The sequence below is a fragment of the Staphylococcus schleiferi genome (genome assembly GCF_025558325.1).
Classification (GTDB): domain Bacteria; phylum Bacillota; class Bacilli; order Staphylococcales; family Staphylococcaceae; genus Staphylococcus; species Staphylococcus schleiferi.
The window spans coordinates 1,243,373-1,257,895 of record NZ_CP094712.1; the positions used below are offsets into that span (position 1 = coordinate 1,243,373).

General features: G+C 35.7%; 15 protein-coding genes. All 15 read left to right on the forward strand.

Translation table 11 applies throughout. The features are described from left to right. Positions 1-136: 136 nt before the first annotated feature. Entirely contained in the window at positions 137-2,767 is a 2,631-nt protein-coding gene (alaS, locus tag MUA40_RS05805; RefSeq protein ID WP_016425250.1) for an alanine--tRNA ligase, read from the forward strand. A gap of 62 nt (positions 2,768-2,829) precedes the next feature. Further along, a complete protein-coding gene (locus MUA40_RS05810) occupies positions 2,830-3,102 on the forward strand; it encodes an IreB family regulatory phosphoprotein (RefSeq protein WP_016425249.1) in 273 nt (90 codons plus the stop codon). Next, positions 3,095-3,523: a Holliday junction resolvase RuvX gene (gene ruvX / locus MUA40_RS05815; protein WP_016425248.1), complete on the forward strand. Its 429-nt coding sequence runs from the start codon at positions 3,095-3,097 to the stop codon at positions 3,521-3,523. The genes MUA40_RS05810 and ruvX overlap by 8 nt, the downstream gene beginning before the upstream one ends. Before the next feature lie 13 nt (positions 3,524-3,536). Continuing rightward, positions 3,537-3,854, forward strand: a complete 318-nt coding sequence (locus tag MUA40_RS05820) for a DUF1292 domain-containing protein (RefSeq protein WP_016425247.1) — start codon at positions 3,537-3,539, stop codon at positions 3,852-3,854. Between the two features lie 444 nt (positions 3,855-4,298). After that, on the forward strand, positions 4,299-4,943 hold the full coding sequence (locus MUA40_RS05825; RefSeq protein WP_016425246.1) for an O-methyltransferase: 645 nt from the start codon (positions 4,299-4,301) through the stop codon (positions 4,941-4,943). Beyond that, positions 4,936-5,865, forward strand: a complete 930-nt coding sequence (locus tag MUA40_RS05830; protein WP_016425245.1) for a peptidase U32 family protein — start codon at positions 4,936-4,938, stop codon at positions 5,863-5,865. Before MUA40_RS05825 ends, MUA40_RS05830 begins: the two co-directional genes overlap by 8 nt. 19 nt (positions 5,866-5,884) lie before the next feature. Then, positions 5,885-7,153: a peptidase U32 family protein gene (locus tag MUA40_RS05835; RefSeq protein ID WP_016425244.1), complete on the forward strand. Its 1,269-nt coding sequence runs from the start codon at positions 5,885-5,887 to the stop codon at positions 7,151-7,153. A 3-nt stretch (positions 7,154-7,156) separates the two neighbouring features. Next, complete coding sequence (udk, locus tag MUA40_RS05840) at positions 7,157-7,780, forward strand: uridine kinase (RefSeq protein WP_016425243.1); 624 nt, start codon at positions 7,157-7,159, stop codon at positions 7,778-7,780. Positions 7,781-7,804: 24 nt separating this feature from the next. After that, entirely contained in the window at positions 7,805-8,281 is a 477-nt protein-coding gene (gene greA, locus MUA40_RS05845) for a transcription elongation factor GreA (RefSeq protein ID WP_016425242.1), read from the forward strand. Positions 8,282-8,583: 302 nt separating this feature from the next. Further along, positions 8,584-9,318, forward strand: coding sequence for a 5-oxoprolinase subunit PxpB (gene pxpB / locus MUA40_RS05850; RefSeq protein ID WP_126495984.1), 735 nt, complete (start codon positions 8,584-8,586; stop codon positions 9,316-9,318). Beyond that, positions 9,308-10,333, forward strand: a complete 1,026-nt coding sequence (locus tag MUA40_RS05855) for a 5-oxoprolinase subunit C family protein (RefSeq protein ID WP_016425240.1) — start codon at positions 9,308-9,310, stop codon at positions 10,331-10,333. The genes pxpB and MUA40_RS05855 overlap by 11 nt, the downstream gene beginning before the upstream one ends. Continuing rightward, positions 10,324-10,764: an acetyl-CoA carboxylase biotin carboxyl carrier protein gene (locus MUA40_RS05860; protein ID WP_016425239.1), complete on the forward strand. Its 441-nt coding sequence runs from the start codon at positions 10,324-10,326 to the stop codon at positions 10,762-10,764. Before MUA40_RS05855 ends, MUA40_RS05860 begins: the two co-directional genes overlap by 10 nt. A 13-nt stretch (positions 10,765-10,777) precedes the next feature. After that, entirely contained in the window at positions 10,778-12,148 is a 1,371-nt protein-coding gene (locus tag MUA40_RS05865) for an acetyl-CoA carboxylase biotin carboxylase subunit (protein WP_016425238.1), read from the forward strand. Beyond that, positions 12,138-12,896 (forward strand): 5-oxoprolinase subunit PxpA, encoded by a 759-nt coding sequence (gene pxpA, locus MUA40_RS05870; protein ID WP_016425237.1) that lies wholly within the window; start codon positions 12,138-12,140, stop codon positions 12,894-12,896. Before MUA40_RS05865 ends, pxpA begins: the two co-directional genes overlap by 11 nt. 3 nt (positions 12,897-12,899) lie before the next feature. Continuing rightward, positions 12,900-14,138, forward strand: coding sequence for an NRAMP family divalent metal transporter (locus MUA40_RS05875; protein ID WP_126495983.1), 1,239 nt, complete (start codon positions 12,900-12,902; stop codon positions 14,136-14,138). The last annotated feature ends 385 nt before the right edge of the window (positions 14,139-14,523 follow it).

Genomic DNA, 14,523 nt, shown 5'->3' on the forward strand with positions numbered 1-14,523 from the left:
CGCTACTATGTATCATTAATAATAAAAACAAAGAGTGATAGTATGGATACATGCTGTAACTAGGGTGGTACCGCGAACATTCGTCCCTTTCTGCGACGAATGTTTTTTTGTATTTATGAAATGAGGAGTTGTAAAGATGAAAAACTTAAAAGCAAGTGACATTAGACAAATGTATATTGATTTCTTTGTGGAAAAAGGGCATATGGTTGAACCATCAGCTCCCCTTGTACCCATTGATGACGATTCCCTGTTATGGATTAATTCAGGGGTAGCCACTTTGAAAAAATATTTTGATGGCCGTGAAATACCAAAAAAGCCACGTATCGTTAATGCACAAAAGTCTATTCGTACAAATGATATTGAAAATGTAGGTTTTACAGCCCGTCACCATACATTTTTTGAAATGCTTGGAAACTTTTCAATTGGGGATTACTTTAAAAAAGAAGCGATTGAGTTTGCTTGGGAGTTTTTAACGAGCCCGAAATGGATGGCAATGGAACCTGAAAAACTTTATGTGACAATTCATCCCGAAGATACGGAAGCATATGATTTATGGTCTAATCTTATAGGTTTATCGGAGGATCGTATTATCCGAATTGAAGGAAATTTCTGGGACATTGGGGAAGGACCATCTGGACCTAATACTGAAATATTTTATGACCGTGGAGAAGCTTATGGACAAGATGATCCAGCTGAAGAAATGTATCCTGGTGGAGAAAATGAGCGTTATCTAGAAGTATGGAATTTAGTGTTCAGTGAGTATAATCATAATAAAGATCATACTTATACACCACTACCAAGTAAAAATATTGATACCGGCATGGGATTAGAGCGTATGGCATCGATTTCCCAAAATGTACGCACAAACTATGAAACAGACTTATTTATTCCAATTATTGCAGAAGTCGAAGCTGTTTCAGGAAAAAAATATCTCGTTAATGCGCAACATGATGTTGCATTTAAAGTGATTGCAGACCATATTCGTACGATTGCTTTCGCTATTTCTGATGGCGCACTTCCAGCGAATGAAGGACGTGGTTATGTATTGCGTCGTTTATTACGTCGTGCGGTTCGATTTAGCCAGTCATTAGACATCAATAAACCTTTTATGTATCAACTCGTCGACATTGTGGCAGAAATTATGGAACCTTATTATCCAAATGTTAAAGAAAAGGCAGATTTTATTGCGCGTGTCATTAAATCTGAAGAAGAGCGTTTTCATGAAACGCTTGAAGAAGGTCTTTCTATACTTAATCAGTTCATTAGTACTGCGAAAGCATCAGATCGTATCATCAATGGTGAAGATGCTTTCAAATTATATGATACGTACGGTTTCCCAATCGAATTAACAGAGGAAATTGCCGTAAACGAAGGCTTGCAAATTGATATGGATGCATTTGAATCTCATATGGATGCCCAACGTGAACGTGCAAGAAAAGCGAGACAAAATAATCAGTCAATGCAAGTTCAAAGTGAAGTCTTAAAAGCAATTAAAACACCAAGTCAATTTTTAGGATACGAAACATTTGAAACAGACGCAGTGATTACTGATATTATTTTAGATGGGGCACGTGTAAGTTCTGCAGATGCCGGTGAAACAATCCATTTTATTCTAAATCAAACACCGTTTTATGCTGTTAGTGGTGGACAAGTTGCTGATAAAGGTGTGATTACAAATGACCATTTCGAAATCGCAGTTACAGATGTGATTAAAGCGCCTAATGGGCAACACTTACACACAGGTATTGTTCAATTTGGCGAAGTACAAGAATCAGCAAATGTTACAGCTAAAGTGAACAGCCAAGCGAGAAAGGCGATTATGAAAAACCACAGTGCAACGCATTTACTACATGCTGCATTAAAAACTGTATTAGGTGAACATGTTAATCAAGCAGGTTCACTTGTGGATAGCGAGCGACTTCGCTTCGATTTTTCACATATTGCGCCTATGACACAAGAAGAAATCGAACGTGTAGAACAACTCGTTAATGAGGAAATTTGGAATAGCATTAATGTAGATATTCAAGAAATGAATATTGAAGATGCAAAAGCCAAAGGCGCTATGGCACTATTTGGAGAAAAATACGGTGATGTTGTTCGTGTTGTTGATATGAGTCCATTCTCAATCGAACTCTGCGGTGGAACACATGTGAATAACACTTCAGAAATTGGTCTCTTTAAAATTACAAGTGAGTCCGGAACAGGTGCGGGTGTCAGACGCATTGAAGCCGTTACAGGACAAAAAGCATTCTTGTATTTAGAACAATACCTCGCGCGCTTTAATGAAATTAAATCTTTAGTCAAAGCAAAATCAGATGAACAAGTTTCAGAAAAAATTGAGCAATTACAACATAATGAAAAAGAATTACAACGTACGATTGAAGAAAAAAATAAAGCACTCAACCAACTCAAAATGGGCGATATTAAGAGCCAAGTTGAGCAAATCAATGAATTCCCTGTATTAATTACAGAAGTTGAAGTTGATAATGCAAAAGCAATTCGAACAACAATGGATGATTTTAAATCCAAACTTCAAGATACGATTATCATTTTAGCAAGTGATGTTGGAGGCAAAGTTTCATTGATTGCAACAGTGCCAAAACAATATACAGATCGCGTTAAAGCTGGCGACTTGATTAAACATCTTGCACCTGAAGTAGGTGGTAAAGGTGGCGGTCGTCCGGACATGGCCCAAGGCGGCGGTACACAACCTGAAAAGATAACAGAAGCATTACAATTTATTAAAAACTATATTAAATCCTTATAATGCAATTAGGTTTCATGTATAATGGAAGTGTAATCTATTATGGTTTAAGGAGTGTTAAAACTATGGCAAATTTTGATAAAACAATGAAATTCAACTATGAAGATATTCCAAAAGAAAACGTCGAAACGGTTTTAAACAATGTCTATCATACCCTAGAAGAACGTGGTTACAACGCTGTCAATCAAATCGTAGGATACTTATTATCAGGGGATCCTGCTTATATACCACGTCATAATGAAGCGAGAAATCAAATTAGACACATCGATCGCGATGATATTATGGAAGAGCTCGTCTCTTATTATTTACAAAACCATAATAAGAAAGACCATGCTTAAACATAAAATTATTGGGTTAGATGTAGGCAGTCGTACTGTCGGCATCGCAATTAGTGATCTAATGGGATGGACAGCACAAGGTTTAGATACACTCCAAATTAACGAAGAAGAAAATCAGCTCGGGATTGAAACCTTAATTGACATTGTTAAAAAAGAAAATGTGGGTACTGTAGTCATTGGGTTACCAAAAAATATGAACAATACAATCGGATTTCGAGGAGAAGCATCATTAAAATATAAAGAAGCTTTAGCTGAACAAATGCCAGAGTTAGAAATTGTGATGTGGGATGAGCGATTAAGCACGATGGCAGCTGAACGCTCACTCCTTGAAGCTGATGTATCAAGACAAAAACGCAAAAAAGTAATTGATAAAATGGCGGCTGTATTCATTTTACAAGGCTATTTAGATAGAATTAATTAAGGAGAGCTAAAATATGACAAACGAAAACCATAATCAAGAAATAGAAATTAAAAATGATGAAACGTTATTAACACTCTATGATGAAGAAGGTAATGAAGTTCTTTATCGTAAAATGTTAGAATTTTACCACCCTGGATTTGAGAAAGAATACGTGATTCTAGCTGAAGAAGGCGCACAAGCGGATGACGATGACTTAATCGAGCTTGTACCGATGATTAATGAGCCTGATGAGTCTGGTGAAGGTGGGCGTTTCTTACCTGTAGAAACAGATGAAGAATGGGACATGATTGAAGAAATTGTCAACACAAATATGGAAGATCCTGAAGTTTAGTCTCGAAGTTAAGTATAGAGAAGCTCAATTTTGATATATAAAAAGTAAATGCAAAACCTTTAATTGATTAGATTAAGGGTTTTGCCCTTTTTTGTTATTGGAGACGAATCAAGCTCAGAATGCACATGAATAAAATATGAAATAAGAGCCATAGGTAAGGATTTTGCTGTTTACCTACAATTCAATTCTGTGATAAAATATGTAGAAGTGATTTTGATGTATTGAGCTGTTTGACTTTATCATTTATATACTTTTTTCATATAAGATATGAGTCAAAGTTAGATTAATATGTGGAAGAAGCGAATTAATAGCTCAATAATACTAAAACATTAAATGTATTTACGATACATTTATATATGACACCTGTGTTCAAAAAATCAGTCCAGTTAGACTGGTTTATTTTTTGATAAATTTTAGATTAATGTTAAAAGGAAGTTAACATAAATGGAAGATAACAACCAAAACTATCTTTTAAGTTTGCAAAATTACGACAGTCCAATAGACGCATTACGTAGCATTGCTGAAAAGAACAATGTACCGATTATCGATCAATTATCATTAGATTTGATTAAGCAATTGATTCGAATTCATAATTCTAAACATATATTAGAAATAGGGAGTGCTATTGGCTATAGTGCTATGCAATTTGCTTCTGTTAATTCTGATATTCAAATTACAACAATTGAGCGTAATGAAGCCATGATACAAGAAGCAAAAGCAAACATTGAAAATTTAGGATACCAGTCTCAAATTCGATTGATTGAAGCAGATGCCACAGGCGCATTGGAACTTGTAAATGATCAAAGTTATGACATGATTTTTATAGATGCAGCGAAAGCGCAATCCCAACGATTTTTTGAGCTTTATAGTCCACTGCTTCGTGAAAAAGGTGTTATTATAACAGATAATGTTTTATATCATGGTTTTGTTGCCAATATTGATGTAGTAAAGAGTCGAAATGTTAAACAAATGGTTAAAAAAGTACAAAAATATAATGCATGGTTGAGTCAAAGAGAAGACTACTCAACCAATTTTGTTCACATGGATGATGGTTTAGCCATTTCAATAAAGGAGAGTAAAAATGACTGAATTATTAGTGACGCCGAAATCAATCGAACATATAAAGACACTTATTGATAAAGGGGCAGACTCCTTCGTAATCGGAGAAGAAAAATTTGGTTTGCGTCTGGCTGGTGAATTTAATCGTGATGCGATGCGTGAAGCCGTCAATATCATTCATGCGGCAGGGAAAAAAGCATATGCAGCTGTAAATGGCATTTTCCATAATTATCATATTCCTGCACTTGAAGATTATATTGAATTTTTGCATGAAATTAGAGTGGATCGCATTATTTTCGGTGATCCTGCTGTCGTGATGATTGTTAAACAGCAAGCCGAACCAATCCCTTTGAACTGGAATGCAGAAACATTGGTCACGAACCATTTTCAATGTAACTATTGGGGGAAAAGAGGCGCTAAAAGAGCCGTATTAGCTAGAGAATTGAGTCTTGAAGAAATCATCAATATTAAGGAAAATAGTGATGTTGAAATAGAAGTGCAAGTTCATGGAATGACATGTATGTTCCAATCTAAGCGTATGCTTTTAGGCAATTATTACACATTCCAAGAGAGACAAATGAAAATAGAGCGCCAAAATATCGCAGATGATGTGCAACTTTTACTTTACGATGAAGAACGTGAGAATAAGTATCCTGTTTTTGAAGATTACAATGGCACACATATAATGTCACCGAACGATATTTGCTTAATCGAAGAATTAGAGCCACTATTTGAAGCAGGTATTGATAGTTTTAAAATTGATGGTGTGTTACATGATGAAGCCTATATCAATACTGTGACACAACAATATCGAGAAGCTATTGATTTATACAACGAAGATCCAGAAGCGTATGATGATGAAAAATTTATGCTTGTAGAGCCAATTGAGGAAATTCAGCCTGAGCACCGACCATTTGATGAAGGTTTTTATTACAAGCAAACAGTCTACTAATTTATGGGAGAGATTAAAGATGAAGGTACTTGAAGAAGTTAAATCAGGTTCAAAACCTAAATTAAAAAAACCTGAATTACTTGCTCCAGCTGGTAATCTAGAAAAATTAAAAATTGCAATTCACTATGGTGCAGATGCTGTTTTTATAGGTGGCCAAGAATATGGTTTGCGTTCAAATGCTGATAATTTTACAATTGATGAAATTCGTGAAGGTGTTGAATTTGCAAATCAATACGGGGCAAAAGTTTATATTACAACTAATATTATTGCTCATGACGAAAATATAGAAGGTCTTGAAGAATATTTACAACAACTTGAATCAACAGGTGCTACAGGAATCATTGTAGCAGATCCACTCATTATAGAAACTTGTAAAAGTGTGGCACCAAAACTAGAAATCCATCTTTCAACACAACAATCATTAAGTAATTATAAAGCGGTTGAATACTGGAAAGAAGAGGGATTAGACCGTGTCGTATTAGCCCGTGAAACAGGCGCAATGGAAATGAAAGAGATTAAGGATAAAGTCGATATTGAAATCGAGGCCTTTATTCATGGCGCTATGTGTATCGCTTATTCAGGTCGTTGTACATTAAGTAATCACATGACTGCACGTGATTCCAATCGCGGTGGATGTTGTCAAAGTTGTCGTTGGGATTATGATTTGTTGACTGTCGATCAAAACGGTGAATTAGATGTCTATTATGATGAAAAAGGACAAGCAACACCTTTTGCGATGAGTCCAAGAGATTTAAAACTGATTGAATCGATTCCAAACATGATGGATTTAGGTATTGATTCATTAAAAATTGAAGGTAGAATGAAATCGATTCATTATATAGCGACTGTTGTTTCTGTATATAGAAAAGTTATTGATGCTTATGCAGAAGATCCAGAGAATTTCAAAATAAAACCAGAATGGCTTTTTGAATTAGATAAGTGTGCAAACCGCGATACTGCACCTGCATTCTTTAAAGGAACGCCGGGTTATGAAGAGCAAATGTTCGGCAATGAATCTTCTAAAAAAGCACCCTTTGATTTCGTCGGGTTAGTTCTTGATTATGATGAAAAAAGTCAAATCGCTACGATCCAACAAAGAAATCACTTTAAGCCAGGTCAAGAAATTGAATTTTTTGGTCCAGAAATTCAAACTTTTTCACAAATTATAGATAAAATCTATGATGAAGAAGGTAATGAACTTGATGCTGCGCGTCATCCATTACAAATTATACAAATCAAAGTAGACCAGCCAATTTATCCTAACAACATGATGAGAAAGGAAGTTTAAAGCATGGCAACAACGATAATCGGTATTGCTGGAGGATCAGGTTCAGGAAAAACTTCTGTGACAAACGAAATAATGAACAATTTAGAGGGCCACAGTGTTGCGCTGATGGAACAAGATTACTATTATAAAGATCAGTCACATCTCACTTTTGAACAGCGATTACAAACAAATTATGATCATCCATTTGCATTTGATAATGATTTATTAATTCAAAATTTAAAAGCGTTACAGTCGGGACAAAGTGTCGAAGTACCGACTTATGACTATACGAAACATACACGTAGTGATAAAACAATTGCATTTCAACCTAAAGATGTTATTATCGTAGAAGGTATATTTGCGCTTGAAAACAAAGAACTACGTGATATGATGGATGTGAAAATTTTTGTCGACACAGATGCGGATTTGAGAATTTTACGCCGCTTAATTAGAGATACTGAAGAGCGAGGACGTACGATGAATTCTGTAATCGAGCAATATCTCAATGTCGTGAGACCAATGCATAATCAGTTTATTGAGCCGACGAAAAAGTTTGCTGATATCATTATACCTGAAGGTGGTTCTAATAAAGTTGCGATTGATATCATGACAACGAAAATTCAAGCGCTCGTTCGTAAACAAGATTAAATATATGTAAAAGGAAGATGTAAAATGGAAAACCAAAAACAATATCCAATGACGCAAGAAGGATTTGAAAAGTTAGAACAAGAACTCGAAGAATTAAAAACAGTAAAACGTCCTGAAGTCGTTGAAAAAATCAAAGTTGCGCGTAGTTTTGGTGATTTATCTGAGAACTCTGAGTACGATGCAGCTAAAGACGAACAAGGTTTTATCGAACAAGATATTCAACGTATTGAGACAATGCTTCGTCATGCTTTGATTATTGAAGATACAGGCGATAATCATGCTGTACAAATTGGTAAAACTGTAACTTTTGTTGAACTTCCTGGGGATGAAGAAGAAAGTTACCAAATTGTAGGATCGGCGGAATCAGATGCATTTAATGGTAAAATTTCTAATGAATCTCCAATGGCTCAAGCTTTAATTGGTAAGCAATTAAATGAAGAAGTGCGCGTTCCTCTTCCAAATGGTGGAGAAATGAACGTTAAAATTATAGATATTAAATAAACTTAGATGAATATAACAAGTAGGGCATTGGCATCTGAGTCGCTCTTTTAGAATTTTGAAGTGAACCAATGTCCTCAATCTCACCTTAGTGATTCATTTACATAAACTTGTTTTTTTTGATTCGGTGTATGGTTTTATCACCGTTTCTTTTTTTGAATTAAAAACTTTAAAAATAAATTTATTTAATTAAATTTGCATAACAACGCTTTGTAGCTATTTTTTAATACAACGCTTCATTGCGATGCACTTTTACAAAATGATAAAATGTAAATATGTAAGGGTTTTTATAAGGGGGGCTTTAATTGAATTTTCGTCAAATCAGTGAGCAATCGTTCATGATTTATTTTAAATCCGAAATAAGTGAAGATGTCTTTGAAAATGTTAATTTTGTTGTAGATTATCTTCGTTCAAAACACCATCCATATATACAAGAAGTTGTACCGTCTTATCGAGCAATTTTAGTTTATTTTGATGGCATACGTGTTAATTTTGAAACATTAGTTGAAGAACTTGAACTCAATCAACTGAAATATAATCATGAACATAACACACAAGGACAGCGAAGAATTATTAATTTGCCTGTGCTATATGGAGGGAAATGGGGACCTGACCTTGACGTCGTTGCCGCCCATAACCAATTATCAATCGAACAAGTGATTCAATATCATACTGAAGCATTTTATCTCGTTTATATGATCGGCTTTATGCCAGGCTTTCCGTTTTTAGGAGGCTTGAACGAGAAGCTCCATACACCAAGAAAAGAAGAGCCAAGAATTAAAATAAAAGCGGGATCAGTGGGTATTGCAAATAATCAAACAGGTCTATATCCATCAGATTCTCCTGGTGGATGGCAGATTATAGGTAGAACACCTATTGATGTTTTTAATCCTCATAGAAATCCTAAAATACTGTATAAACCGGGAGATAAGATAAAATTTTATTCCATTAATGAGGAAGAATTCTTGCATGTACAAAAATATATACAAAAAAATCAGCTAGATTATGATGAATGGGTGATGATTGAAGATGTCGATTAAAATATTAAAGCCCGGATTATTTACCACAGTTCAAGATATGGGACGTTATCATCATCAGTTTGAAGGGTATTCACCTGCTGGTGTACTAGATCGGCCGAGTTATGAAATATTAAATACTTTATTAGAAACGGAAAACCAACCCGCACTTGAAGTGACTATGATTGGACCTAAAATCAAGTTCTTAAGAAGAAATTTAATGGCATTAACAGGGGCACAATTTTCAGCTACTCTAAATAACGAGCCTATCCCTCACCAAACAGTGATTAAGGTAGAAAAGGGCGACATACTTGATGTAGGAAAAGTAGAAAAAGGAATGCGAGGCTATATTGGGTTTGCTGAAATATTAGATATCCCAAAAGTAGAAGGAAGCTATTCTACACATACGCGGACACGAATTGGTGGCTATAAAGGGCGTCAATTAAAAGAAAATGATATTTTAAAAACAAAGCCAGGCTTTATAGATCTCAGTTTAATCGGGCGTTCTAGTGACTATTCTAGTTTTAATAGAGCAAAACACTTACCGATTGGCATCATGGATGGACCACAACTTGAATCTTTTACAAGACGAACTATTAAGGAAATCGAGCAGTTTGAATTCAAAATTTCAGAAAGTTCAGACCGGATGGGCTATCGTTTAAAAGGGCAATCGATACAACCTTTCCAAAGTGCCGATATTATTTCTGAACCTGTTGCATTAGGTAGTGTTCAAGTGCCTAAAGATGGCAATCCAATTATTTTATTAAATGACAGACAGACGGTTGGCGGGTACACAAAAATTGGTACTGTCATTGATTGTGACATCGTTGATATTGCACAAAAACAGCCTGGAGAAACAATAAAATTTGAATGGATTACATTTAACGAAGCGAACGAAATCTTAGCGAGAAAGCGACGTAAGCTTGATGACGCAAAAGCTAAAATTCGTAAACAACCGCAGCGTTTCTTGAAAAACATTCGACCTACGCAGCAAAAAATTAAAACCGTTCTTAAAGGAGATCAATTACCATGGACTTAAAACAAATCGAACAAACATTAAATCTGTTAAATCATTACGGTGCAAAACACTTTAAATATAAAGATGATGACATTGAACTTGAATTGGACTTGTTTACAAATACAAACGGTCAATCATCTGAGCAATTTGATGCTTCTCCATCACCAGTACCTCAAAACACAAATGAGAATGCGCAAAAGCAAGAAGAAAATGAATCAAAAGCGATTCGCTCACAAATGATTGGAACTTTCTATTTGCAAGATGAAAAAGAATTAACTAAACCCGTTATTAAAGTTGGCGACAAAGTCAATAAAGGTGATATTATCGGCTACATTGAAGCAATGAAAGTGATGAATGAAGTTACAGCTGATGAATCTGGAGAAATCCAAGAAATCTTAATTGGCCACGGTGAGAATGTAGAATTTAATCAAGTAATTGTAACTTTAAAATAATGGGGGTGAAAGCATGTATCGTGTACTAGTTGCAAATAGAGGAGAAATAGCGGTCCGGATTATAAGAGCGCTTAGAGAAATGGGTATGGAGTCTGTCGCGATTTATGCCGTTGGCGATGAAGATAGTTTGCATGTCAAACTCGCTGATGACGCCGTCTGTATCGGACAGCCTAATCCACTTGATAGTTATTTGCATATTCGTAAAATCTTGTCAGCTGCAGAAATTACAAATGCAAATGCAATTCATCCAGGTTATGGTTTCTTATCTGAAAGCCCAGTTTTTGCTGAAAAAGTAGAAAGCGAAGGCCTCTATTTTATTGGCCCTACTAAAGAAACGATGAAATTAATGGGAGATAAAATTACTGCGAGACAAACCGTTGACCAAGCAGGCGTACCAGTCATTCCCGGGTCAAAATCATCTGTAGAGGATATCGAAGAAATTGAAAAACTTGCAGAAGAGATTGGCTATCCACTTGTTATTAAAGCGGCGAGTGGCGGAGGCGGTAAAGGCATTCGCATTGTTAAAGACGAATCTCAATTAGAACGCGCATTTAAAGAAGCCAAAAGTGAAGGTAATAAATATTTTAATGATGATCGTGTTTATGTTGAGGCATTTATCCCTGTAGCAAAACATGTTGAAGTTCAAGTTTTGGGTGACGGACAAGGACAGTATATCCATTTAGGTGAGAGAGATTGCTCTGTACAAAGAAAAAACCAAAAACTGATTGAAGAATCGCCATGTAGCGCTTTAAGTGATGAAAAAAGAGAAAAGATTTGTAATGATGCTGTCAAAGTCGCTCGAGCAGCTCAATATAGAAGTGCAGGAACGATTGAGTTTCTTGTTACAGAAGACGCTTATTACTTTATTGAAATGAATGCACGAATTCAAGTCGAGCATACAGTGACTGAAATGCGTACGGATATTGATCTAGTTCGTCAACAATTATTAATCATGAAGAACGGTCAACTCGATTTAAAACAGGAAGATATTTCTTTTAAAGGTCATGTCATAGAAGCACGAATTAATGCTGAAGATCCTGAAAAAGGCTTCCGTCCGACACCGGGTACAGTTCAACGCCTTCATTTCCCTCATGGCTTCAATATACGAGTTGACTCGCTTTTATACAGCGGTTATACTGTATCTTCATATTATGATTCACTGGTAGCTAAAGTCATCGTTAAAGGTGAATTTAGACAACATGCGATAGAAAAATTAAAAGTGACATTAGATGAACTCGTTATAGACGGTTTTAAAACGACTGCAGACTTCTTGTATGCTTTACTTTCGTATCCGCCATATTTTGAAGGTGATGCGAAAGAAGTAGATATTAAATTTTTAGATCGTCACAACATTTTTAAGGAGGTCACTGAAAATGAAAATTGACTTAAACTGTGATTTAGGTGAAAGTTTCGGTAATTATAAAATTGGTAACGACCAGTCTGTCATACCATTGATAACATCTGCAAATATTGCATGTGGGTTTCACGCAGGTGATGAAAATGTAATGGCAGAAACAGTTAAACTTGCCAAACAAAATCATGTGGGTGTTGGGGCACATCCAGGTTTTCCTGACTTACAAGGTTTTGGTCGCCGAAACTTAGACATGTCATTAAAGGAAATTTTTAATATGGTAGTCTATCAAGTCGGTGCCTTAAAAGCATTTTGTGACATTCAAGGCGTCAAACTCAATCATGTGAAACCGCACGGGGCCTTATATCAAATGGCTTCTAGAGATGCAGAAATCGCTAAGGCGATTGCCTCTGCAATCTATGAAATAGACCCTAAATTATATTTAATGGGTCTTTCTAATTCTATTTTGATTGATGAGGGAAGAAAGCAAGGATTAAATGTGGCTTCTGAAGTTTTTGCTGATCGCAGATATGAAAATGATGGCCAATTAGTGAGTCGTAAAAAGGAAGGAGCCGTCATTGAAGATTCGCATGAAGCAATTGAACAAGTTTTACAAATGGTTAAAGAAGGTACTGTAAAAACGATTTCAGGTGAAATGATAGATATCAAAGCAGATACTATTTGTGTACATGGAGACGGAGCACATGCACTGGAATTCGTTAAACAAATTCGATCGCATCTATCAGAAGAAAATGTTGATATCCGTACATTAGGGGGTTAATAAATGAAAAAAAATCCAAATCAAATTGAGAATAATGAAAGTTTTCAATTCACAAAAACACATAAGAGGCTATTGTTAGGCTCTGTATTTTTAATGGCTACTTCTGCAATTGGACCAGCCTTTTTAACGCAAACTGCTGTATTTACACAACAATTTATGGCTAGTTTCGCTTTTGCAATATTGCTCTCTATCATTATAGACATTGGTGCACAAATTAATATTTGGCGTATCCTTGTTGTGACTGGTTATCGTGGCCAAGAAATTGCGAATGAAGTGATTAAGGGATTAGGAACTTTCATCTCAATTTTAATTGCTATAGGGGGATTAGCATTTAACATTGGAAACATTGCTGGTGCTGGATTAGGACTTAATGCTATTTTTGGACTCGATGTTAGAGTAGGCTCAGCGATTACAGCTGCTATCGCTATATTAGTGTTCATCTCTAAAAATGGTCAAAAGATTATGGACGTTGTGACAATGATATTAGGTGTCGTGATGATTGCAACTGTTGCATATGTCATGGTGCAGTCTCATCCGCCTTATCTTGATGCAGCAAAACATATGATTTTACCAGAAAATCCTTCATCACTGGTATTACCTATCATTACTTTGGTCGGGGGCACTGTTGGGGGTTACATTACATTTGCTGGTGCACATCGAATATTAGATGCAGGTATTAAAGGACAAAATTATTTACCTTTTGTGAACCGTTCAGCAATAACAGGTATTCTCACAACGGGTGTAATGAGAGCACTCTTGTTTTTAGCTGTCTTAGGTGTCGTTGTTACTGGTGTGACATTGAATCCAGATAATCCACCAGCTTCAGTTTTTGAACATGCAGTAGGACCGATTGGAAAAAATATTTTCGGTGTTGTTCTCTTTGCTGCTGCAATGTCATCTGTTATTGGATCTGCATATACAAGTACAACTTTCATAAAAACATTACATCATAAAATTAAAACTTATGATAACTATGTTGTTGTAGCCTTCATAGTTATTTCTACTCTAATATTCTTGTTTATTGGTAAACCTGTAAAATTACTGATTATTGCAGGTGCGCTCAATGGATTAATTCTTCCTATCGTATTGGGAACAATTTTGATTGCTTCAAAAAATAAACGAATCGTAGGTGACTACAAGCACCCAACTTGGATGCTTATATTTGGAATTGTAGCAGTTGTCGTTACAATTTTTACAGGATTTTTCTCTTTACAAGGTTTAGCAGCTTTATGGAATCAATAAGATACGATTTAAAATATGAGGTTATAAGAAAATAGTTCAGAATTGAGATGCGATGATTTTAATACAATCTTTGCAAACAAGTGTTAACAGGATGACAAATGCCATCCTGTTTTTTTATATATTTATGTTCAAACAGTCCTACTCATCCTTGCCGGGGCGGGACGACGAAATCATTTTGATTTCTGTCCCGCATGATATGCTTCTAGACATCTTTGAGAGCGCAGTAGATGAGTGGACTCTTCTTCGCTTTTTATGCTTGAATCGTCCTACTCATCCTTGCCGGGGCGGGACGACGAAATCATTTTGATTTCTGTCCCGCATGGTATGCTTCTAGACATCTTTGAGAGCGCAGTAGATGAGTGGACTCTTCTTCGCTTTTTATGCT

Excerpts from the sequence above, each read along its gene's own strand:
- alaS (WP_016425250.1), top strand. The coding sequence starts at position 137 with ATGAAAAACTTAAAAGCAAGTGACATTAGACAAATGTATATTGATTTC.
- MUA40_RS05810 (WP_016425249.1), top strand. The coding sequence starts at position 2,830 with ATGGCAAATTTTGATAAAACAATGAAATTCAACTATGAAGATATTCCA.
- ruvX (WP_016425248.1), top strand. The coding sequence starts at position 3,095 with ATGCTTAAACATAAAATTATTGGGTTAGATGTAGGCAGTCGTACTGTC.
- MUA40_RS05820 (WP_016425247.1), top strand. The coding sequence starts at position 3,537 with ATGACAAACGAAAACCATAATCAAGAAATAGAAATTAAAAATGATGAA.
- MUA40_RS05825 (WP_016425246.1), top strand. The coding sequence starts at position 4,299 with ATGGAAGATAACAACCAAAACTATCTTTTAAGTTTGCAAAATTACGAC.
- MUA40_RS05830 (WP_016425245.1), top strand. The coding sequence starts at position 4,936 with ATGACTGAATTATTAGTGACGCCGAAATCAATCGAACATATAAAGACA.
- MUA40_RS05835 (WP_016425244.1), top strand. The coding sequence starts at position 5,885 with ATGAAGGTACTTGAAGAAGTTAAATCAGGTTCAAAACCTAAATTAAAA.
- udk (WP_016425243.1), top strand. The coding sequence starts at position 7,157 with ATGGCAACAACGATAATCGGTATTGCTGGAGGATCAGGTTCAGGAAAA.
- greA (WP_016425242.1), top strand. The coding sequence starts at position 7,805 with ATGGAAAACCAAAAACAATATCCAATGACGCAAGAAGGATTTGAAAAG.
- MUA40_RS05855 (WP_016425240.1), top strand. The coding sequence starts at position 9,308 with ATGTCGATTAAAATATTAAAGCCCGGATTATTTACCACAGTTCAAGAT.
- MUA40_RS05860 (WP_016425239.1), top strand. The coding sequence starts at position 10,324 with ATGGACTTAAAACAAATCGAACAAACATTAAATCTGTTAAATCATTAC.
- MUA40_RS05865 (WP_016425238.1), top strand. The coding sequence starts at position 10,778 with ATGTATCGTGTACTAGTTGCAAATAGAGGAGAAATAGCGGTCCGGATT.
- pxpA (WP_016425237.1), top strand. The coding sequence starts at position 12,138 with ATGAAAATTGACTTAAACTGTGATTTAGGTGAAAGTTTCGGTAATTAT.
- MUA40_RS05875 (WP_126495983.1), top strand. The coding sequence starts at position 12,900 with ATGAAAAAAAATCCAAATCAAATTGAGAATAATGAAAGTTTTCAATTC.